This window comes from Stenotrophomonas sp. STEN031, assembly GCF_056759975.1.
The window spans coordinates 42,381-62,812 of record NZ_JBRREA010000017.1 but is presented as its reverse complement, the minus strand read 5'-3'; the positions used below and the strand labels follow the sequence as shown (position 1 = coordinate 62,812).

Genomic DNA, 20,432 nt, shown 5'->3' with positions numbered 1-20,432 from the left:
TTCAAACGCAATGAGCCGCGCGCATGCGCATCCGCCCACCGGCGACGGTGGATCTCCGCAATAAAGGATGGATCGATGTCTCTGAAGCACTTTTTGAACACCCAGGACTGGAGCCGCGCCGAACTTGACGCGCTGCTCACCCAGGCAGCCTTGTTCAAGCAGAACAAGCTGGGTGACGACCTGAAGGGCAAGTCGATCGCCCTGGTGTTCTTCAACCCGTCCATGCGCACCCGCACCAGCTTCGAGCTGGGCGCGTTCCAGCTGGGCGGCCACGCCGTGGTGCTGCAGCCGGGCAAGGACGCATGGCCGATCGAGTTCAACCTCGGCACGGTGATGGACGGTGATACCGAAGAGCACATTGCCGAAGTGGCCAAGGTGCTGGGGCGCTACGTCGACCTGATCGGCGTGCGCGCGTTCCCGAAGTTCGTGGACTGGAGCAAGGACCGCGAGGACCAGGTGCTGAAGAGCTTTGCCAAGTACTCGCCGGTGCCGGTCATCAACATGGAGACCATCACCCATCCCTGCCAGGAGCTGGCGCATATCCTGGCGCTGCAGGAGCACTTCGGCACCAGCGACCTGCGCGGCAAGAAGTACGTGCTGACCTGGACCTACCACCCCAAGCCGCTGAACACCGCCGTTGCCAACTCGGCGCTGACCATCGCCACCCGCATGGGCATGGACGTGACCCTGCTGTGCCCGACCCCGGATTACATCCTGGACGAGCGCTACATGGGCTGGGCCGAGCAGAACGTCGCCGAGAGCGGCGGTTCGCTGCAGGTCAGCCACGACATCCAGAGTGCCTATGCCGGCGCCGACGTGGTCTACGCCAAGAGCTGGGGCGCGCTACCGTTCTTCGGCAACTGGGAGCCGGAAAAGCCGATCCGCGACCAGTACAAGCACTTCATCGTTGACGAAGCCAAGATGGCGCTGACCAACAACGGTGTGTTCAGCCACTGCCTGCCCTTGCGCCGCAATGTGAAGGCCACTGACGGCGTGATGGATTCGCCGCAGTGCATTGCCATCAACGAGGCCGAGAATCGCCTGCACGTGCAGAAGGCGATCATGGCGGCAGTAATCGGCAAGTAACGCTCTAGCCCCTCTCCCTCCGGGAGAGGGGTTGGGGTGAGGGCAAAGCTCCTCACTCCAGATGCATCCTCATATACGCCTACCCCCTCCCCAACCCCTCCCCCCCGGCGGGGGAGGGGCTCAAGAACCAAAGCAGAGATTTCTTCCCCATGAGCAAAGACATCGTCCTCGCCTTCTCCGGCGGCCTCGACACCAGCTTCTGCGTGCCTTACCTGCAGGAGCGCGGCTACAACGTGCACACCGTGTTTGCCGACACCGGCGGCGTGGATGCCGACGAGCGTGACTTCATCGAAAAGCGTGCGGCCGAACTGGGCGTCACCAGCCACGTCACCGTCGACGGCGGCCCGGCCATCTGGAATGGTTTCGTCAAGCCGTTCGTATGGGCAGGCGAGGGCTACCAGGGCCAGTACCCGCTGCTGGTTTCCGACCGTTACCTGATCGTTGACGCCGCGCTCAAGCGCGCCGCCGAACTGGGCACCAACATCATCGCCCACGGCTGCACCGGCATGGGCAACGACCAGGTGCGTTTCGACCTGGCAGTGAAGGCTCAGGGCGACTACCAGATCGTTGCGCCGATCCGTGAAATCCAGAAGGAACACACCCAGACCCGCGCCTACGAGCAGAAGTACCTGGAAGCGCGTGGCTTCGGCGTGCGCGCCAAGCAGCAGGCCTACACCATCAACGAGAACCTGCTGGGCCTGACCATGTCCGGCGGCGAAATCGACAAGTGGGAAGCCCCGGGCGAGGGCGCCCGTGGCTGGTGCGCACCGCGCAGCGCATGGCCGGTGGAGCCGCTGACCGTGACCCTGAAGTTCGTCGAGGGCGAAGCCGTCGCGCTTGACGGCAAGGCACTGCCGGGTGAGCAGATCCTGGCCAAGCTCAACAAGCTGTTCGCGCAGTACGGCGTGGGCCGCGGCGTCTACACCGGCGACACCGTGATCGGCCTGAAGGGCCGCATCGTGTTTGAAGCCCCGGGCCTGGTTTCGCTGCTGGCCGCGCACCGCGCGCTGGAAGATGCGGTGCTGACCAAGCAGCAGAACCGCTTCAAGCCGGAAGTGGCGCGCAAGTGGGTGGAGCTGGTGTACGAAGGCTTCTACCACGACCCGCTGAAGGCCGACATCGAAGCCTTCCTGAAGTCCTCGCAGTCCAAGGTGACCGGCGAAGTGGTGCTGGAAACCCGGGGTGGCCGCGTTGACGCGGTGGCCGTGCGTTCGGAGCACATCCTCAACGCCAAGGGCGCGACCTACGCACAGTCGGCCGACTGGGGCGTGGAAGAAGCCGAAGGCTTCATCAAGCTGTTCGGCATGAGCTCCACGCTGTACGCGCAGGTAAACCGCTAAGTGCTGTTAGCCCCTCTCCCTCTGGGAGAGGGGTTGGGGTGAGGGTAGGGGCGCAGCCGCATGCAACGTTGGCGCAGCCTTACCCTCATCCGCCCCTTCGGGGCACCTTCTCCCGCGGGGAGAAGGGAGCTTCGTCCGCCTCCGCCATGAACTGCAACCATGACCAAGCTGCTCCAATCCACCCTCGATCACCTGGAAAAGCTGGTGTCCTACGACACCCGCAATCCGCCGCGTGCCATCACCACCGGTGGCATCTTTGATTACCTGCGCGACAACCTGCCGGGCTTCAATGTCGAGGTGATCGACCACGGCGCCGGTGCGGTCAGCTTCTACGCGGTGCGCGGCACCCCCAAATACCTGTTCAACGTGCACCTGGACACCGTGCCGGACTCCCCGCACTGGTCGGCCGATCCACATGTGATGCGTCGCCTGGACGACCGCGTGGTCGGCCTCGGCGTCTGCGACATCAAGGGCGCTGCCGCTGCGCTGGTGGCTGCTGCCAACCTTAGCGACGGCGACGCCGCCTTCCTGTTCTCCAGTGACGAAGAAGCCAACGATCCGCGCTGCATCGCCGCCTTCCTGGCGCGTGGCATCCCCTACGAAGCGGTGATCGTCGCCGAGCCGACCATGAGCGAAGCCGTGCTGGCGCACCGTGGCATCAGCTCGGTGCTGATGAAGTTCCAGGGCCGCGCCGGCCACGCCTCGGGCAAGCAGGATCCGTCCGCCAGCGCCCTGCACCAGGCCATGCGCTGGGGCGGCAAGGCACTGGACCATGTCGAGTCGCTGGCGCATGCACGCTTTGGCGGCCTGACCGGCCTGCGCTTCAACATCGGCCGCGTCGAAGGCGGCATCAAGGCCAATATGATCGCGCCCGAGGCCGAGCTGCGCTTTGGCTTCCGCCCGCTGCCGTCGATGGATATCGATGCACTGCTGGCCACCTTCGCCGGCTTTGCCGAGCCGCAGGCCGCGCATTTCGAGGAAACCTTCCGCGGCCCAAGCCTGCCATCCGGTGATATCGCCCGCGCCGAGGAACGCCGTCTGGCTGCGCGCGACATCGCCGACGAGCTCGGCCTGCCAATCGGCAATGCCGTGGATTTCTGGACCGAGGCCTCGCTGTTCTCGGCCGGTGGCTACACAACCATGGTGTACGGCCCGGGCGATATCGCCCAGGCCCACACCGCCGACGAGTTTGTGACGCTGGAGCAGTTGCAGCGCTACGCCGAATCGGTGCTGCAGATCCTGCAACGCGGCGCCTGAGCCGCACGTGGCCCGGCGGCCTGCCGCCGGCTCCTTCCCGCGACGCATAACGTCGCCATGTAGATACAAGCAATGTCCCCAGCCATGCAGCCGCACCGCCAGACCCGCCAGACCATCGTCCGCCTGCTTTCGAGCATGGCCAGCGCGAAGGAAATCAGCCAGTACCTCAAGCGCTTTTCGCAGCTTGATGCCAAGCGCTTTGCCGTGGTCAAGGTCGGTGGCGCCGTGCTGCGCGACGATCTGGAAGCGCTGACCTCGTCGCTGTCCTTCCTGCAGGAAGTTGGCCTGACCCCGATCGTGCTGCACGGTGCCGGCCCGCAGCTCGATGCCGAATTGTCCGCTGCCGACATCGAGAAGCAGACCATCGACGGCCTGCGCGTGACCTCGCCCGAAGCCCTGGCGATCGTGCGCAAGGTGTTCCAGCAGTCCAACCTGAAACTGGTTGAAGCCCTGCAGCAGAACGGTGCGCGTGCCACCTCGATCACCGGTGGCGTATTCGAAGCCGAGTACCTGGACGTGGACACCTACGGTCTGGTCGGTGAGGTGAAGAAGGTCAATCTGGCGCCGATCGAAGCCAGTTTGCGCGCCGGTTCCATCCCGGTGATCACCAGCCTGGGCGAAACCCCGAGCGGGCAGATCCTCAACGTCAACGCAGACTTTGCCGCCAACGAGTTGGTGCAGGAATTGCAGCCGTACAAGATCATCTTCCTGACCGGCACCGGCGGCCTGCTGGACGAAGAGGGCAAGCTGATCGACTCGATCAACCTGTCCACCGAGTACGACCAGCTGATGCAGCAGCCGTGGATCCACGGTGGCATGCGGGTCAAGATCGAGCAGATCAAGGACCTGCTGGACAAGCTGCCGGAAGAATCCTCGGTGTCGATCACGCGCCCGGCCGACCTGGCCAAGGAACTGTTCACCCACAAGGGCTCGGGCACCCTGGTACGTCGCGGCGAGAAGGTGCTGAAGGCGACATCGTGGGACCAGCTGGACACCACGCGCTTGAAGGCGCTGATCGAATCCAGCTTCGGTCGTACCTTGGTGCCGGATTACTTCGAGAAGACCAAGCTGCTGCGCGCCTATGTCAGCGAGAACTACCGCACTGCGGTGATCCTCACCAACGAGGCTGAGGGCGTCTATCTGGACAAGTTCGCGGTGCTCGACGACGCCCAGGGCGAAGGCCTGGGCCGCGCGGTGTGGAACGTGATGCTGGAGGAAACCCCGCAGCTGTTCTGGCGCTCACGCAACGGCAACCCGGTCAACCATTTCTACTATTCCGAGTCCGACGGCTGCTACAAGCTGGACCACTGGAAGGTGTTCTGGTTCGGCGCCAACGACTTTGACAGCATCAAGGGCTATGTCGCGCATTGCGGCGAGCGCAAGCCGAGCCTGCAGGGGTGAGCGTGGACCTGGCTACCGCCGGGCACTGGAGCCAGGTCCCGGTCCTGAAGGGGCGGCACGTGACCCTGGAGCCGCTGCAGCTGGCGCATGTGCCGGCGCTGCAGCGTGCCCTGGGGGAAGGCGAGTTGGCGCGCTGCTGGTACACCAATGTGCCTACGCCCGAGCATGCCGGTCATTACGTGGTTGCCGCACTGGAAGCGCAGTCGCAGGGCCGCGTGCTGGCCTTTGTGGTCCGCGATGCCAGTGGCGAGGTGGTTGGCAGCACGCGTTTCTACGCGCTGGAAGCCGATGTGCCGCGCCTCAACATCGGCTACACCTGGTACCACCCGCGCGTGCAGCGCAGCGGCTTGAACACCGAAGCAAAGTTGCTGTTGTTGCATCATGCCTTTGAAACCCTGGGTTGCATCAGCGTGGGCTTCGAGACCAGCTGGTTCAATCAGGCTTCGCGCAATGCCATTGCCCGCCTCGGTGCGAAGCAGGATGGCGTGCTGCGCAGCCACAAGCGTCATGCCGACGGATCGCGCCGCGATACCGTGGTGTTCTCCATCATTGATACGGAATGGCCGGCGGTGAAAGCCCACCTGCAATTCCTTCTGGATTCGCATTCATGACTGACAAGAAATTCTCGGTAGGCATTGTCGGCGCACGCGGTTACACCGGTGCCGAACTGATCCGCCTGCTGGCCGCACATCCGCGCATCGAGCTGGCCTTCGTGTCCTCGCGCGAGCTGGACGGGCAGCGCGTGGCCGACCACAACAGCGCCTATACCGGCGAGCTGCGCTATGAAAGCCTGGGCCCGGACGCGGTGGCGGCCAAGGGCGTGGACGCGGTGGTGCTGGCCCTGCCCAACGGCAAGGGCGAACCGTTCGTGGCGGCGCTGGATGCGGCGGCACCGGACACGGTGATCGTCGACCTGTCGGCCGACTACCGTTTCGACAACAGCTGGTATTACGGCCTGCCGGAACTGACCCGCGCGCGCTATGCCGGGCAGAAGCGCATCAGCAACCCGGGCTGCTATGCCACGGCCATGCAGCTGGCGATCGCGCCGCTGCTGAGCCAGCTCGCCGGTCCGCCGACCTGCTTTGGTGTCTCCGGCTGGTCCGGTGCCGGCACCACGCCGTCGGACAAGAACAACCCCGAGCTGCTGCGCGACAACCTGATGCCTTACGCCTTGACCAACCACGTGCATGAGCGCGAGGTGTCGACTCAGCTCGGCGTGCCGGTGGAGTTCATGCCGCATGTGGCCCCGCATTTCCGCGGCATCACCATGACCGTCAATCTGTGGCTGCAGCAGCCGCGCAGCCGCGAAGAGATCGTCGCCCTGTACGCGCAGCGCTATGCCAACGAGCCCCTGGTCGAGGTGGTGGATGAGGCGCCGTGGGTCAGCCGCATTGCCGGCAAGCACGGTGTACAGATCGGTGGCTTCACCATGGCGCCGGGCAACAAGCGCGTGGTAGTGGTGGCGACCATCGACAACCTGCTCAAGGGCGCGGCTACCCAGGCATTGCAGAACCTCAACCGGGCGTTGGGGCTGGATGAACTGATGGCGGTTCCGTACTGATTCTGGTGGGCAGCGGCGGCTGAGAGGTTGTCCGCTTCGCGGCTTACGCCGCGCCTACATGGCTGCATTGAGAGAGATCGACATGACAAATTTGCTTTGGCAGAAGCCCGGCGTTGCGGTTGATGCGAAGATCCAGACCTTCCTGGCCGGTGACGACGTCATCCTGGACCGTGAGTTTTTCCTGCACGACATCCAGGCCAGCACCGCACACGCCGAGGGCCTGCAGCACATCGGCATCCTCAGCGCCGACGAGTTGGGCGCGCTCAAGCGCGAGCTGGCCATCCTGGCCGAGGATTTCCGCAACGGCAGCTTCGTGCTGGACGAGCAGTACGAGGATTGCCATTCGGCCATCGAGGCACGCCTGACCGAGCGCCTTGGCGATGCCGGCCGCAAGATCCACACCGGCCGCAGTCGCAACGATCAGATCCTGGTCGCTACCCGGTTGTGGCTGAAGGACAAGCTGGAGCGTGTTGCGCAGATCAGCGCCGAAGTTGCGAAGGTCGCGCTGGACCGCGCCGCTGCCGAACCGCTGCAGCCCTTGCCGGGCTACACGCATATCCAGCGCGCCGTGGTGTCCTCGGCGGGCATGTGGTGGGCCGGCTGGGCCGAGGCCTTCATCGACAATGCCATTCGTGCCCGCGACACCCGCGCGCTGATCGACACCAACCCGCTGGGGACGGCGGCCGGTTACGGCGTCAACCTGCCGCTGGACCGCGAGCACACCACCAAGGCGCTGGCATTCTCGCGCATGCAGATCAGCCCGATCTATGCGCAGCTTTCGCGCGGCAAGTTCGAGTTGGCGGCATTGGAAGCCTTGGGCGGCGCCACCCTGGACCTGCGTCGTATCGCCTGGGACCTGTCGCTGTTCACCACCGGTGAGTTCGCCTTCGTGGCGCTGCCGGCGCAGTACACCACCGGCAGCTCGATCATGCCGAATAAGCGCAACCCGGATGTGATCGAGTTGATGCGTGCCACCCATGCCAGCGTTGCCGCCGCGCGTACCGAGATCGAGCAGCTGCTGTCGCTGCCGTCCGGCTATCAGCGTGACCTGCAGAACTCCAAGGGCGCCATCGTGCACGGCTTTGGCCGCGGCCTGGCGGCGCTGGAACTGTTGCCGGCCTTGTTGTCGAACCTGGATTGGCGCGATGACAATATCCGCGCAGCGATTGATTCGGGCATGTATGCGACCGACGTTGCGGTGGAAGCCGCGGTGGCGGGCGTGCCGTTCCGTGATGCTTACAAGGCTGCAGCAGAGGCGGCGGATACGGCGGGGCAGGGGCGTACGCCCGAAGGCAGCCTGGCGGCGCGCGTGTCGCCCGGTGCGGCAGCGGATCTGCGACTGGAAGAGCTCAGTGCGCGCTGGAGCGCGTTGCAGGGCTGATGTTTTGATGCGGGCGCCGGAGGGCGCCCGTATTGGTTTTTGCCCCGGCTCTTGCTGTGGCATTGGCTTCGGCTTCGGCTTCGGCTGTGGCTGTGGCTGTGGCTGTGGCTTTGGCTTTGGCTTTGGCTGTGGCTCTGGCTGTGGCTCTGGCTGTCCCTTCTCCCGCCTGCGGGAGAAGGTGCCCAAAGGGCGGATGAGGGGGGCTTTTGATTTTCGCTTAGCTAGAAGCTTGCCCTCACCCCAACCCCTCTCCCGCAGGCGGGAGAGGGGCTTAAGCCAAAGCCAAAGCAAGTTCCAAGCGAAAGCAATCGCACCAACTTCCGCTTCGGCGTGGTGTCATACGCAGCTAAAGGAGAATTCAATGAAGCTCTACCTGGTACTGGCAATGCGCAAGCCGTCATTCGACGACGCAGTGATTGCCCCACACATAGCTTTCCTCAACGCACTTGTTGCGAAAGACCAGCTGCACCTGACCGGTGGTTTCAGCGACGGTACCGGCGGCGCCTACGTGCTGAAGAATGTCGACACCCTCGAAGCCGCCAAGGCCATCGTCGCCAGCGACCCTTTGGCCATCCAGGGCAGCTCCGAGCTGACCATCCACGAGTGGAACACCCGCTGATCCCATGATCCAGACGTCGTTCTCTCCGTTCACCGAACAAACACTGCCGCAATGGCGCCGCGCCGTCCTCAAGGTCGGCAGCAGTCTGCTGGCGGCCGATGGTGGCGGTCTGACCCCGCGTTTCGCGCTTGGACTGGCGCAGTTTGTCTCGGCCAATGTGCTGGCCGGGCGCGAAGTGGTGATCGTCTCCTCCGGCGCCGTTGCTGCCGGCCGCGCCATCGTTCCCAAGGCCGCTGAGGCCGGTGCAGCCATGGCCGCGCGACAGGCGCTGGCTGCGCTGGGGCAGGCGCAGCTGATCGCCTTGTGGCAGCGCTTCTTCGAGCGCCCGGTGGCGCAGGTGCTGTTGACCCACGACGACCTGCGCAATCGCCGCCGTTATCTCAATGCGCGCGCAACGCTCAATGAGTTGCTGGCACTGGGCGCCTTGCCGGTGATCAACGAGAACGACACCGTGTCGGTGGATGAGCTCAAGCTTGGCGACAACGACAACCTCGCCGCCATCGTCGCCGCGCTGGTCGATGCCGATGCCTTGTTCATCGCCACCGACATCGACGGGTTGTACACCGCCGACCCGCGCAGCAATCCCGATGCACAACCGATCAACGAGGTCGCCGAATTGACCCCGGACGTCCTTGCAATGGCTGGCGGCAGCGGCAGCGCGGTAGGCACCGGTGGCATGCAGACCAAGCTGCAGGCCGCTGCCAAGGCCGGCGCGGCCGGCATCGATACCTTCCTGTTCAATGGCCGCAGCGCCGACGTGGTGCGCGGGTTGGCACAGGGGCGCTTGTACGGCACCCGCCTGCATGCCGGGCAGTCACGTATTGCCGCGCGCAAGTATTGGCTGAAACATGCGCCGCTGGAGCCGGGTGCGATCCTGATCGACGCCGGCGCGGCACGCGCATTGCGTGACAAGGGCGCCTCGCTGCTGCCAGGGGGCGTGGTGGGTGCGGAGGGCGAGTTCCGCCGTGGTGACATGGTGGAGGTGCGGCTGTTCGATGCGCGGGGCCAGCAACAGGTGGCGCGCGGCGTCAGCCAGTACTCGGCAGTCGATATCCGCCGCATCAGCCAGCACCACACCCGTGAGATCGAATCCATCCTTGGCTACAACTACGGCGACAACGTGGTCCACCGTGACGACCTGGTGTTGCTGTGAGTTTTCCTTTGATCATCGGCAGGACAGAACATGAGTGATATCCGCACCCTTGCATTGCAGTGCCGCGATGCCGCGCAGCAACTGGGCCTGCTTTCCAGTCAGGCCCGCAGCGCGCTGCTGAAGTCGATGGCTGCTGCGCTGGAAGCCGATGCAGGCAGCATCCTCGTCGCCAACGCGCGTGACCTGCAGGCGGCACGCGACAAGGGGGTGGGCTCGGCGATGCTGGATCGGCTGGCCTTGAACCCGGAACGACTGCGCGGCGTGGCCGATGCGCTGCGCGAAGTCGCTGCCTTGCCGGATCCGGTAGGCGAGGTGACTCGGGACTACGACCGCCCCAATGGCATCCGTGTGCAGAAGGTGCGGGTACCGCTGGGCGTGATCGCGATGATCTACGAGGCACGCCCGAACGTGACCGCCGACGCTGCGGCGCTGTGCATCAAGGCCGGCAACGGCGTGATCCTGCGCGGTGGCTCGGAGGCCATCCATTCCAATACGGCGATTGCTGCCAGCCTCAAGCGTGCGTTGCGCGAGGCCGGCTTGCCGGATGCGGCACTTACCCTGGTTGAAGACCTGCGCCGCGAGACCATGCTGGAGCTGCTGCAGCTCAATGACCTCATCGACCTGGCCATCCCGCGCGGCGGTGAAGGCTTGATCCGTTTCGTCGCGGAGCATGCGCGGGTGCCGGTAATCAAGCACTACAAGGGCGTCTGCCACCTGTTTGTCGATGACAGCGCTGACCTGCAGTTGGCAGTGGACCTGCTGGTGGATGGCAAAACCTCGCGCCCGGCGGCCTGTAACTCGCTGGAGACCTTGCTGGTGCATGAGGCCATCGCGCCACGCTTCCTGCCGCTGGCCGCGGCCGCGCTGCGCGAGAGGGGTGTCGAACTGCGCGGTGATGCAGCCAGCCAGTCGCTGCTGCCCGGCATCGCCGCGGCCACCGAGGAGGATTACGCGGCCGAATACCTGGACCTGATCCTGGCCATCCGTGTGGTGCCGGACATGCAGGCGGCCATCGCCCATATCCAGACCTATACCTCCGACCATACCGAGGTGATCGCCACCGGCGATCCGGCCCATGGCGAAGCCTTCGTGCGTGCACTGCGCTCGGCGGTGGTGATGGTCAATGCCTCTTCGCGCTTCTCCGACGGCGGCGAACTGGGACTGGGTGCGGAGATCGGCATTTCCACCACGCGCCTGCATTCCTACGGGCCAATGGGGCTGGAGGCACTCACGGTGGAGCGCTTCGTCGTGCGTGGCGAAGGCCAGGTCAGGCATCCGCTGAAGTAACAGTAGAGGACCGCCATCGTGGCCTCGTAGCCCGGGTAAGCGCAGCGCACCCGGGAGCACATGGCGTTGGTAGCTGCAGGCCTTCGATCGTTGCAATCCCCGGGTGCGCTGCGCTTACCCGGGCTACGTTGCTTGCGCGAATACGAAAAAGCCGCCGATTCACATCGGCGGCTTTCCTGTATCAACGGCAGCTCACTTCCAGTGGTCTTCCAATTGCTGTGGTTTGCAGGCAAACCAGGCGCCGGTCAGCAGCACGCCGGAACATACGGCGAGGAAGGCGAACGACCAGGTCCAGCCGTTGCTCAGGCCATGCAGCCAGCCAAACAGCAGCGGGCCCAGGCTGGCCAGGCTGTAACCCACGCCCTGCATGAAGCCGGACAGCGCTGCCGAGCCGGCCTGGCTGCGGGTGCGCAGGTTGATCAGGGTCAGGCCGAGCGGGAAGGTGGACGGGCCCAGGCCGGCGATCACCGCCCACAGCAAGGGCGCGCTCATCGGTGCCCACAGCAGGCCAGCGAAGGCGATCATGTTCAGCACGAACACCATCACCGCGATCGGGAACGGATTGCGCATGCGCACCGCAAGTGCCGGTACCAGCAGGGACGGCAGCAGGCCGATGGCCGAATACACCGCCACCATCACGCCGCCGAAGGATTCACTGGCACCGGCTTCCACCATCACCTTCGGCAACCAGGTGAACAGCGAATACGTACCCAGCGAGGTCATGCCGAACATCAGCGCCATGCCCCAGCCGAGTTGCGTCTTCCAGACGCGGCCAGCGGCATGCTCGGCGTTGGTGGTGGTTGTTGCTTCCGCGCGTGGGGCGCTGCGTGCCAGCAGGATCCACGGCAGCAACGCGGCCAGCGACAGCAGTGACCACATGCCCAGCGAGATGCGCCAATCGAACTGATCAGCCACCGGTACCGCCAGCAGCGCAGGCACCATGGTGCCGGCCTGCAATACGGTGATGTAGATGGTGCTCAAGGTGCCGACGCGGTCGGCGAAATAGCGCTTTACCAGCGGCGGCACCACCACGTTGCCCATGCCCATGCCGGCCAGGGCGATCGCCGAGCCCAGCAACAGCATGCCGACGTTGCCGGAGAAGGCGCGCAACAGCAGGCCGGTGGTAGCCAGCACCATGGTCAGTACTGCCGTGCGCTCCAGGCCAATGGCGCGGGTGATGCGTGGGGTGGCCAGGCCGAATACGGCGAAGGCAGCGGTCGGCATCATGCCGAGCACGCCGGTCATGGTGCTGCCGAAATCGAAGATGTGGCCGAGTCGGTCCAGCAGCGGTGTCAGCGAGGTGACGGCGCTGCGCAGGTTGGCCGAGACCAGCACGATGGCGATGAATGCCAGCAGGCGGCCCTTGAGCAGGGGGTGCCGGGAAAGGGGCTGGGCGGACGTGGACATTGCTTACTCCGACGCGGTGGGTGGCGTCGTTTGAAACCCACCAAAAACAAAAGCCGACCAGAGGCCGGCTTTTGTCAAATTGGTCGGGGAGACAGGATTCGAACCTGCGACCTCTACGTCCCGAACGTAGCGCTCTACCAGACTGAGCTACACCCCGAAGGAGCCGCCTATGATAGCGGTGAACCTCGTGCCCTGCAAGTTCTTTTGTTCAGCCAGCGCTGCCTGCAAGGCGTGGTGCGTTGGCTGCCGGTAATCATGTACCGGCGAATAAAAAGCCTGGACAACGTTGCCGTTGTTCCAGGCTAGTTTCGACCCTTTGGTCGGGGAGACAGGATTCGAACCTGCGACCTCTACGTCCCGAACGTAGCGCTCTACCAGACTGAGCTACACCCCGCGAAGGGAGCCGGAAAGATACGCTCAGTCCGGCGTTTTGGCAATACCTTCACGCAGTTTTTCAGCGCTTTGCATCGATCTTGTTTGCTTCGCGCGCTTCAAACCACATGCCGTTGAGGATGGCGACCGTCGCAGCGAGGCCAGCACCCAGAATCCAAGCGAAATACCACATGAGTTGTCTCCTTGATGTTGTCGTTGCGGATCAGTAGGCGTTCGGGTTTTCACCCATTTCTTCCAGCGTGGTCTTGCCCTTCAGTACGCGGTACACCCAGGTGGTGTAGGCGATGATGATCGGCAGGAAGATCACGGTGGCCAGCAGCATCACCCACAGGGTCAGGTGGCTGGAGGAGCCGTCCCACACCGTCAGGCTGGAGCCCGGCTGGGTGGAGGAGGGCAGCAGGAACGGGAAGATCGCAAAGCCGACGGTGAGGATGATGCCGGCAATGGAGGCGCCGGAGGCGATGAAGGCCAGGCCGCCACGACGCTTGCGTAGCAGGACTGCGCTGGCAAGTGCACCCAGCAGGCCCACCATCGGCGCCAGGATCGTGGCCGGCATGGTGCTGTAGTTGTGCAGCCAGCCGCCGGCCTGGGAGAACTCAGCCGTCTTCAACAGCGGGTTGCTGGCACCATCGGTAACCACCTGCGAGGTGATCTGGTAGCCCGGCAGGCCGAAGGCAACCCAGGCACCGGCAAGGGCGAACAGTACGAACGAGGCAATGGCGGCGATGCTGCCGATCTTTGCCGAACGCTCAGCGACCGGGCCGCTGGTCTTGAGCACCAGCATGGCGGCACCGTGCGACACCAGCATCGCCACGCTGACCAGGCCTGCCAGCAGGGCGAACGGGGTCAACAGGCCGAGCAGGTTGCCGGTGTAGAACACGCGCTGGGTGTCATCGAAGTGGTACGGCACGCCAAGCAGCACGTTGCCAACCGCCACGCCCATGATCAGCGCCGGGATGAAGCCACCGATGAACAGCGCCTTGTCCCAGTTGTTGCGCCAGCGCTGGCTGGGCATCTTGCCGCGGTACTTGAAGCCGACCGGGCGCAGGATCAGGGCGAACAGGATCAGGAACATCGCCAGGTAGAAGCCGGAGAAGCTCACCGCATACAGCGGCGGCCAGGCGGCGAAGATCGCGCCGCCACCGAGCACCAGCCACACCTGGTTACCTTCCCAAACCGGGCCGATGGTGTTGATCACCAGGCGGCGCTCTTCATCGGTCTTGGCCACGAACGGCAGCAAGGTGCCAACGCCCAGGTCGAAACCGTCCATCACCGCAAAGCCGATCAGCAGCACGCCCAGCAGCAGCCACCAGATCACGCGTAGCGTCGTGTAGTCCAGAAGAATGAATTCCATGTGTGTTCTCCTGCCTTATGCCTGGCCGTTGCCGGCGGCATTGGCGTGGTTGGTTGCGACGGCCGACTGCTGCAGCGAGGGCAGGATGTCGTCCGGGCCCTTGCGGATGGCCTTGAGCATCAGCTTGACTTCGATGACCAGCAGCACCGTGTACAGCGCGGTGAAGCCGACCAGCGTTGCCAGGATTTCGTAGACGGCCAGGCCCGAGGCGGCATAGAACGTCGGCAGCACACCATCAACAGCCCACGGCTGGCGGCCGTACTCGGCGATGAACCAACCGCATTCGATGGCGATCCACGGTGCCGGCAGCGACCACAGGGCAACCCGCAGGAAGGCGCGCTTGTCCTCGAAGTTGTTGCGGCAGGAGTAGTAGAAGGCCAGGGCGAAGAAGCCAATCATGTAGATGCCGAGGCCAACCATGACGCGGAAGGTCCAGAACAGCGGGCCAACCGTCGGCACCGTATCCAGCGCAGCCTGTGCAATCTGCTCGGGGGTGGCGTTCTCGATGTCGTCGCGGTAACGCTTCAGCAGCAGGCCGTGGCCCAGATCCTGCCAATGACGGTCAAAGACCTCGCGGGCTTCAACGTCGTTCTTGTCGGCGCGGATGCGTTCCAGTGCGGCGTAGGCGATCTGACCACCCTTGACGCGACCTTCGGCCTGCTTGACCAGGTCCAGGATGCCCGGGATCTCCTCATCCAGCGAGCGGGTGGCGATCAGGCCCATCACGTACGGGATCTGCACTTCGAAGTCGTTGCGCTGTTCCTGCTGGTTCGGGATACCGAATGCAGTGAACGGTGCCGGAGCCGGATGGGTATGCCACATGCCTTCGATGGCAGCCAGCTTCATCTTCTGGTTTTCGGCCGTGGCGTAACCGGACTCATCACCCAGCACGGCAACCGAGATCGATGCCAGCAGGCCGAAGGCCGAGGCCACCGCGAACGAGCGACGGGCAATTTCGCGATGCTTGCCGCGCAGCATGAAGAACGCCGAGATCGACATCACGAACATCGCGCCAGCCACATAACCGGCCGAGACGGTATGCACGAACTTGGCCTGGGCCACCGGGTTCAGCAGCACGGCGGCGAAATCCACCACCTCCATGCGCATCGTTTCCGGGTTGAACACCGCACCCACGGGGTACTGCATCCAGCCGTTGGCGATCAGGATCCACAGTGCCGACAGGTTGGTGCCCAGCGCCATCAACCAGGTCACGGTCAAATGCTGCACCTTGGACAGGCGGCCCCAGCCGAAGAAGAACAGACCGATGAAGGTTGCCTCCAGGAAGAAGGCCATCAGGCCCTCGATGGCCAGCGGTGCGCCGAAGATGTCACCCACATAGTGGCTGTAATAGGACCAGTTCATGCCGAACTGGAACTCCATCACGATACCGGTACCCACACCCATGGCGAAGTTGATGCCGAACAGCACGCCCCAGAACAGGGTCATGCGGCGCCAGACATCCTTGCCGGTCATCACATAGACGCTCTCCATGATCGCGATCATGAAAGAGAGCCCCAGCGTGAGCGGGACGAAAATGAAGTGGTACATCGCGGTCAGCGCGAACTGTAGACGTGACAGTTCTACGACTGTTGAGTCGATCATGGCCTGGCTACCTCGTGGGAATTGGGCGTCATGGAGTGGCTGGGAGGGGTTCTATGGCAGCGATACTCCCCGTTCAGGCCTGCCAATGCCTTGATCTGGATCAATGTGGGCTGGCTGTCCAACGCTGATCGTGCAGGGCCGGCAGGCGGGGTACGGCTTGCTTACAATCACGTAGATCTCCTTCACCTGAGTTGTCAGTCTTGAGCGAAGTTCCACATTCCAACGCGGTGCAGCAGCAACGCCGCGTACAGCAGCAGTGGCTGGCGGCGCTGGCGTCCGGGGCCCGGTCACAGCAGCGTTTGGCGGCCTTGGCCGTCTGTACTTCAGGTGCGCTGCTGATCGTGCAGGCTGGCGCCATTGCCTGGTTGATCCAGAGCATAGTCGTGGAAGGACTGAATTGGGTACAGGTAATTCACGGTTTCTGGGTATTGGGGGTGGTTTTGCTGCTGCGCAGCCTGCTGGGTGGGGTCGCGCAGACCGCCGCCGGCAAGGTTGCCGACAGCGCCAAACTGGCCCTGCGCGAGCAGGTCTACCGGCGTTTGCTGGCACGCGGACCGCTGTGGCTGCGCCGCCAGCGCACGGGTGAACTGGGCGAGCTGCTGCTGTCGCATGGCGATGCCATCGAGGGCTATTACGCCGGATTCCAGCCGGTGCGGGTGGAAGTGGTGGTGGTGCCGCTGCTGATTGCCGCCGCCGTGGCCTATGTGGACTGGGTGGTGGCGCTGATCTTCATCTTCACCGCGCCGCTGGTGCCGTTCTTCATGATGCTGGTCGGCTGGGGTGCCGAGGCCGCGGGTCGGGCACAGCTGGGCGAACTGGCGCGCATGAGTGGCCACTTTGCCGATCGTATCAAGGGCCTGGGCCTGTTGCGCCTGTACGGGCGCGGTGAGGCCGAGCTGGAGGGGGTTGCCGCCGCCGCTGATGGCGTGCGCGAGCGCACCATGAAGGTGCTGCGCATCGCCTTCCTGTCCTCCACGGTGTTGGAATTCTTCGCCTCGGTCAGCGTGGCGATGGTGGCCCTGTACCTGGGTTTGAGCTATCTGGGGTTGATGTCTTTGCATTCGGTGGTGCCGACCTTGGGCACCGGCATGTTCTGCCTGCTGCTGGCGCCGGAGTTCTATGCGCCGTTGCGGCGCCTGGCCGCGCACTACCATGACCGTGCCAACGCGTTGGCGGCAGCGGCCGAAGTCGAGCGCCTGCTGGCTGACGATCAGGATGCTGCTTCGGCAACTTCCGTTGCTGCGTCCTTGGTAGCGCCGGAGCCGGCGCAGTTGCACGCGCCGCTGGTGTCGGTGCGCAATGTCGTGCTGCGCCCCCAAGGCGCCACCCACGATGTGTTGAAGGATTTTTCGCTGGAGATCGGCGACGGTCAGCGCCTGGCCCTGATCGGCCCCAGTGGCAGTGGAAAAAGCACCTTGCTGGAAGCCCTGGCCGGCTGGCTGCCGCCGCGCGAAGGTCGCATCGTGCTTCGGGACGGCGTGCGCATCGGCTACGCAGGCCAGCGTCCCTATCTGTTCCACGGCTCGATTGCCGACAACCTGCGCATGGCCGACCCGGCAGTAAGCGCTGCGCGCCTGCAGGCGGTGGCTGAAGTGGCCCAGGTGATGCGCTTTGCCCAGCATCTGCCCTTGGGCTTGAATACGGTGATCGGTGAGCGTGGCTTTGGTCTGTCTGGCGGTGAAGCGCGGCGGATTGGACTGGCGCGGCTATTGCTGCTGGAGCCGGATCTGTTCCTGCTCGACGAACCCACCGCCTTCCTTGATCCGCAGACCGAGGGGGACCTGCTGCAGGCCCTGGCCGCGCATACGCGTGGTCGCACGGTGCTGATGGCCACCCATAGCGAGGCGGCGATGCGCTGGGCCGACAAGATCGTCGATCTGCAGGGCAGCGTGCAGGTTGCAGTGCAGGGAGCGCGCGCATGAGCCCGCAGACGATGCGTGATGTATTCAAGCGCCACCGCTGGCGGCTGGCGTTGGCGACGGTGCTGCTGTTCACCACCATGCTGGCCGGGATTGGCCTGCTGGGTTTGTCCGGTGGCTTCCTCACCGCCGCAGCGTTGGCCGGTGCCTTGGGCATGGGCGGCACTTTCAATTTCTTTTCACCGTCGGCCGGCATTCGTGCGTTGACGATGGCACGCATCGTGTCGCGCTATTTCGAAAAGCTGGTCGGCCACGATGCGACCTTGCGGATTGCGCGTGACCTGCGCGTGTGGTTCTTCCAGCGTGCACTGCCGTTGGCGCCTGCCCGATTGGGAAGCAGTCGTACCGGTGAGTTGCTGGCGCGGTTGATCACCGATATCGGCGAAGTCGATGGTTTGATGGTGCGGGCGATCAGTCCTTTGCTGGCCTTGGCGGGCGCCGCCGTGGCGAGCGTGGTCGCGGCCGGAGTTATTTACTGGCCGGCGGCACTGTTGTTGCTGGTGCTCGCGGTGTTGGTGGGAATCGGCGTTCCGGTGTTCGCGGTGCGCCGTGGCGACGCGGTCGAGGCCGAGCGCGCGCAGCAGCGCGCCAGCCTGCGTACTTTGGCGTTCGAAGGCCTGGAAGGCGCCGCTGATCTCACCGCCCTGGATGCCCGCGATGATTGGGCGTTGCGTGTGGATGCAGCCGCGCAGCGGCTGGCGCGCAGCGATCAACGACGTCGTGGCCGTCTTATCGGTGGCAACGTGCTGCATTCGGCACTGGCTGGGCTTGGCCTGTTGGCGATGCTGTGGTTGGCCTTGACGGCGTTCCAGGCTGGCAAGTTGGAGGCGCCATTCGCCGCAACGCTGGTGTTCCTGACCGTTGCGTTGCTGGAGGTCGCAGCAGGCAGTGGCATTGCCTGGCAGGCCCTGCAGTCGGCGCGGGTGGCTGGCAAGCGTCTGCGGCAGATTGTTGATCAGGCGCCAGCCGTGCAGGACCCGGTCCAGCCTCGCGCCGTGGTTGCGGATGCCGCCGCGGTTGTGTTCGAGCAGGTGGTGTTTGCCTGGCCGGGCGAGACGCGGCGTCTGCTGGATGGCGTGGATCTGCAGCTGGCGCCGGGTGAGCGCATCGCCATCCGTGGCGACAGCGGCTGCGGCAAGACGACCTTGTCCGCCCTGCTGCTGCGGCTATGGGACCCGCAGCAGGGGGCAGTGCGCTTCGGTGGTGTCGATCTGCGTGAGTTCGTCCAGGATGATTGGTATCGGCAGATTGCCTGGTTGCCACAGGGGGCGCCGGTGTTTGCTGGCAGCATTGCGGAGAATCTGCGGTTGGGTGATCCGCAGGCCGGCGACGACGCCTTGTGGGCGGTACTGGCGGAGGTGCGCTTGAGCGATTGGGCGCAGCAACAAGGCGGGCTCGCCGCATGGGTGGGTGAGAACGGTGCCACCATGTCTGCGGGTCAGGCGCGGCGTTTGGCCTTGGCGCGTGCCTTGCTGCGCAACGCACCAATCATGGTGCTGGACGAGCCGACCGAAGGCCTGGACGTGGATACCGCGCATGCGCTGCTGCTCGATCTGGCGGCGGCGCTGGGGCAGCGCAGCCTGTTGATGATCACCCATGATCGACTGCCTGAAGGTGTGGTGCAGCGCGAGTACCGGTTGCAGCAGGGGCGCTTGACCCAGCAATAGCGAGCTTTGAGCCGGGCTATGCCCGGCTTTGGAAACCTCCAGGTTGCGACGAACAAGCGTGCGTCGTCAGCTGCGTTTGTTTCTACGCAAGCGCTTGAAACCATAGGCGACAAGGCTGGCAACAGGTACGGTGATCATCGGCCCGAACAGGAAAGCCAGGCCATCCTGCGCATCGCGATGGCCGGTCACATCCCAGACAAAGCGCAGGCCAAGATAGGGTGCGAGCAGTCCGCCGAACAGGGCGGCAAGCAGCACGGCAAGCCAGGTTCGTCGGCACAAGGCGCCGGCCGCCAAGCCCAGGCCGATGCTGGCTGCTGTTGCGACCAGCCAGAAGGTCATGCTGGGCTCCTGTTACTCGGGCTGAGGGCGGGGTTGGTCATCATTGTGATTCATTGCATGGGCTGGCGGATGATGGTTTTCCACTTCTCCGGTGCTGCTCTTCTGATGTCGCTCAGGTAGATCTCATGGTGCTTGCCGCGCAATGCGGATCGCTCGCCGATGAAAGCATGCAGGCGCTGGATCGCCGGTCCTTCATCGGTGAAGGGGCCGACATGCAGCAGCTGCGCACATCGTCCTTCGTGAAATGTCTCGAAGCGCAGCTTTGACAGGCCAGGCAGGGACTTCTTCTGCAAGGCGTTGACCGCGGACTCCACGTCCTGCCGGCACACCTCCGAAGGTTGCATGATCATCATGGTCCACAGCCAATGCTGCTTCTCATCGCGCTGGAACGTCGCCATGTCATCAGCCCACCATAGACCCTCCAGCGGCATCACGGCGTAGTCCATTCGCCCGGCTTTCCTGAGTGCGAACTTGATGGTGTAGGCGACGGAGAACAGCGCTTCCACGGCATCCCCGTACTCCTGCGAGGTGTTCGGATTGCCAGCGCCATCGATCATCAGGAAGTTGAAGGCAGGCACGTCGACCTCGGCAATGGCCTTGGCCGAGGGCTGGTAGAGCTGCTTCAGCTGGCGCTTGAGATCGATCTTGTCCACGGGCACGTCCGGA

Annotated in this window: 18 protein-coding genes and 2 tRNA genes; 12 read left to right on the top strand and 8 right to left on the bottom strand. The window is 64.4% G+C overall.

Annotated features, from left to right (window positions below; genetic code table 11):
• The first annotated feature begins 75 nt into the window (after positions 1–75).
• From ACVOLQ_RS10170 to ACVOLQ_RS10125, 10 genes are all read left to right on the top strand, one after another.
• Positions 76–1,086: an N-acetylornithine carbamoyltransferase gene (locus ACVOLQ_RS10170; RefSeq protein ID WP_293713989.1), complete on the top strand. Its 1,011-nt coding sequence runs from the start codon at positions 76–78 to the stop codon at positions 1,084–1,086.
• Positions 1,087–1,235: 149 nt separating this feature from the next.
• Positions 1,236–2,426 (top strand): argininosuccinate synthase, encoded by a 1,191-nt coding sequence (locus tag ACVOLQ_RS10165; protein ID WP_313169647.1) that lies wholly within the window; start codon positions 1,236–1,238, stop codon positions 2,424–2,426.
• A gap of 159 nt (positions 2,427–2,585) precedes the next feature.
• Entirely contained in the window at positions 2,586–3,683 is a 1,098-nt protein-coding gene (locus ACVOLQ_RS10160) for an acetylornithine deacetylase (protein WP_312914589.1), read from the top strand.
• A 72-nt stretch (positions 3,684–3,755) separates the two neighbouring features.
• Entirely contained in the window at positions 3,756–5,084 is a 1,329-nt protein-coding gene (locus tag ACVOLQ_RS10155; RefSeq protein ID WP_481527896.1) for an acetylglutamate kinase, read from the top strand.
• A 2-nt stretch (positions 5,085–5,086) separates the two neighbouring features.
• Positions 5,087–5,695 carry a GNAT family N-acetyltransferase gene (locus ACVOLQ_RS10150; protein WP_481527895.1) on the top strand — a complete coding sequence of 203 codons (609 nt, stop codon included), beginning with the start codon at positions 5,087–5,089 and terminating at the stop codon, positions 5,693–5,695.
• Positions 5,692–6,645, top strand: coding sequence for an N-acetyl-gamma-glutamyl-phosphate reductase (argC, locus tag ACVOLQ_RS10145; protein ID WP_312914593.1), 954 nt, complete (start codon positions 5,692–5,694; stop codon positions 6,643–6,645). Before ACVOLQ_RS10150 ends, argC begins: the two co-directional genes overlap by 4 nt.
• Before the next feature lie 82 nt (positions 6,646–6,727).
• Positions 6,728–8,026, top strand: a complete 1,299-nt coding sequence (locus ACVOLQ_RS10140; protein ID WP_481527894.1) for an argininosuccinate lyase — start codon at positions 6,728–6,730, stop codon at positions 8,024–8,026.
• Between the two features lie 361 nt (positions 8,027–8,387).
• On the top strand, positions 8,388–8,645 hold the full coding sequence (locus ACVOLQ_RS10135) for a YciI family protein (RefSeq protein WP_481508068.1): 258 nt from the start codon (positions 8,388–8,390) through the stop codon (positions 8,643–8,645).
• A 4-nt stretch (positions 8,646–8,649) separates the two neighbouring features.
• Positions 8,650–9,798 (top strand): glutamate 5-kinase, encoded by a 1,149-nt coding sequence (proB, locus tag ACVOLQ_RS10130; RefSeq protein ID WP_313169655.1) that lies wholly within the window; start codon positions 8,650–8,652, stop codon positions 9,796–9,798.
• Positions 9,799–9,828: 30 nt separating this feature from the next.
• Positions 9,829–11,085 carry a glutamate-5-semialdehyde dehydrogenase gene (locus tag ACVOLQ_RS10125; RefSeq protein WP_481527893.1) on the top strand — a complete coding sequence of 419 codons (1,257 nt, stop codon included), beginning with the start codon at positions 9,829–9,831 and terminating at the stop codon, positions 11,083–11,085.
• A 192-nt stretch (positions 11,086–11,277) separates the two neighbouring features.
• On the opposite strand, the gene ACVOLQ_RS10120 is transcribed toward ACVOLQ_RS10125, so the two are convergent.
• The 6 genes from ACVOLQ_RS10120 to ACVOLQ_RS10095 form a co-directional block, all read right to left on the bottom strand.
• A complete protein-coding gene (locus tag ACVOLQ_RS10120; RefSeq protein ID WP_481527892.1) occupies positions 11,278–12,492 on the bottom strand; it encodes a CynX/NimT family MFS transporter in 1,215 nt (404 codons plus the stop codon).
• An 80-nt stretch (positions 12,493–12,572) separates the two neighbouring features.
• Positions 12,573–12,649: transfer RNA gene (locus tag ACVOLQ_RS10115), tRNA-Pro, on the bottom strand.
• A gap of 160 nt (positions 12,650–12,809) precedes the next feature.
• Positions 12,810–12,886, bottom strand: a tRNA-Pro gene (locus ACVOLQ_RS10110).
• A 60-nt stretch (positions 12,887–12,946) separates the two neighbouring features.
• Positions 12,947–13,057, bottom strand: a complete 111-nt coding sequence (cydX, locus tag ACVOLQ_RS10105) for a cytochrome bd-I oxidase subunit CydX (RefSeq protein ID WP_282269734.1) — start codon at positions 13,055–13,057, stop codon at positions 12,947–12,949.
• Between the two features lie 30 nt (positions 13,058–13,087).
• Complete coding sequence (gene cydB / locus ACVOLQ_RS10100; RefSeq protein WP_481527891.1) at positions 13,088–14,239, bottom strand: cytochrome d ubiquinol oxidase subunit II; 1,152 nt, start codon at positions 14,237–14,239, stop codon at positions 13,088–13,090.
• Positions 14,240–14,254: 15 nt separating this feature from the next.
• On the bottom strand, positions 14,255–15,841 hold the full coding sequence (locus ACVOLQ_RS10095) for a cytochrome ubiquinol oxidase subunit I (RefSeq protein ID WP_481527890.1): 1,587 nt from the start codon (positions 15,839–15,841) through the stop codon (positions 14,255–14,257).
• 200 nt (positions 15,842–16,041) lie between these two features.
• Between ACVOLQ_RS10095 and cydD the strand changes: the two genes are divergently transcribed.
• Complete coding sequence (gene cydD, locus ACVOLQ_RS10090; RefSeq protein WP_481527889.1) at positions 16,042–17,763, top strand: thiol reductant ABC exporter subunit CydD; 1,722 nt, start codon at positions 16,042–16,044, stop codon at positions 17,761–17,763.
• Positions 17,760–19,427 (top strand): thiol reductant ABC exporter subunit CydC, encoded by a 1,668-nt coding sequence (cydC, locus tag ACVOLQ_RS10085; protein ID WP_481527888.1) that lies wholly within the window; start codon positions 17,760–17,762, stop codon positions 19,425–19,427. The genes cydD and cydC overlap by 4 nt, the downstream gene beginning before the upstream one ends.
• 66 nt (positions 19,428–19,493) lie before the next feature.
• On the opposite strand, the gene ACVOLQ_RS10080 is transcribed toward cydC, so the two are convergent.
• Positions 19,494–19,766, bottom strand: coding sequence for a hypothetical protein (locus tag ACVOLQ_RS10080; protein ID WP_481527887.1), 273 nt, complete (start codon positions 19,764–19,766; stop codon positions 19,494–19,496).
• A 50-nt stretch (positions 19,767–19,816) separates the two neighbouring features.
• The gene (locus ACVOLQ_RS10075) at positions 19,817–20,419 is read right to left on the bottom strand and encodes a GyrI-like domain-containing protein (RefSeq protein WP_481527886.1); all 603 of its coding nucleotides are present in this window, start codon (positions 20,417–20,419) and stop codon (positions 19,817–19,819) included.
• Positions 20,420–20,432 lie beyond the last annotated feature (13 nt).

Excerpts from the sequence above, each read along its gene's own strand:
- ACVOLQ_RS10170 (WP_293713989.1), top strand. The coding sequence starts at position 76 with ATGTCTCTGAAGCACTTTTTGAACACCCAGGACTGGAGCCGCGCCGAA.
- ACVOLQ_RS10165 (WP_313169647.1), top strand. The coding sequence starts at position 1,236 with ATGAGCAAAGACATCGTCCTCGCCTTCTCCGGCGGCCTCGACACCAGC.
- ACVOLQ_RS10160 (WP_312914589.1), top strand. The coding sequence starts at position 2,586 with ATGACCAAGCTGCTCCAATCCACCCTCGATCACCTGGAAAAGCTGGTG.
- ACVOLQ_RS10155 (WP_481527896.1), top strand. The coding sequence starts at position 3,756 with ATGTCCCCAGCCATGCAGCCGCACCGCCAGACCCGCCAGACCATCGTC.
- argC (WP_312914593.1), top strand. The coding sequence starts at position 5,692 with ATGACTGACAAGAAATTCTCGGTAGGCATTGTCGGCGCACGCGGTTAC.
- ACVOLQ_RS10140 (WP_481527894.1), top strand. The coding sequence starts at position 6,728 with ATGACAAATTTGCTTTGGCAGAAGCCCGGCGTTGCGGTTGATGCGAAG.
- ACVOLQ_RS10135 (WP_481508068.1), top strand. The coding sequence starts at position 8,388 with ATGAAGCTCTACCTGGTACTGGCAATGCGCAAGCCGTCATTCGACGAC.
- proB (WP_313169655.1), top strand. The coding sequence starts at position 8,650 with ATGATCCAGACGTCGTTCTCTCCGTTCACCGAACAAACACTGCCGCAA.
- ACVOLQ_RS10125 (WP_481527893.1), top strand. The coding sequence starts at position 9,829 with ATGAGTGATATCCGCACCCTTGCATTGCAGTGCCGCGATGCCGCGCAG.
- ACVOLQ_RS10120 (WP_481527892.1), bottom strand. The coding sequence starts at position 12,492 with ATGTCCACGTCCGCCCAGCCCCTTTCCCGGCACCCCCTGCTCAAGGGC.
- cydX (WP_282269734.1), bottom strand. The coding sequence starts at position 13,057 with ATGTGGTATTTCGCTTGGATTCTGGGTGCTGGCCTCGCTGCGACGGTC.
- cydB (WP_481527891.1), bottom strand. The coding sequence starts at position 14,239 with ATGGAATTCATTCTTCTGGACTACACGACGCTACGCGTGATCTGGTGG.
- ACVOLQ_RS10095 (WP_481527890.1), bottom strand. The coding sequence starts at position 15,841 with ATGATCGACTCAACAGTCGTAGAACTGTCACGTCTACAGTTCGCGCTG.
- cydC (WP_481527888.1), top strand. The coding sequence starts at position 17,760 with ATGAGCCCGCAGACGATGCGTGATGTATTCAAGCGCCACCGCTGGCGG.
- ACVOLQ_RS10080 (WP_481527887.1), bottom strand. The coding sequence starts at position 19,766 with ATGACCTTCTGGCTGGTCGCAACAGCAGCCAGCATCGGCCTGGGCTTG.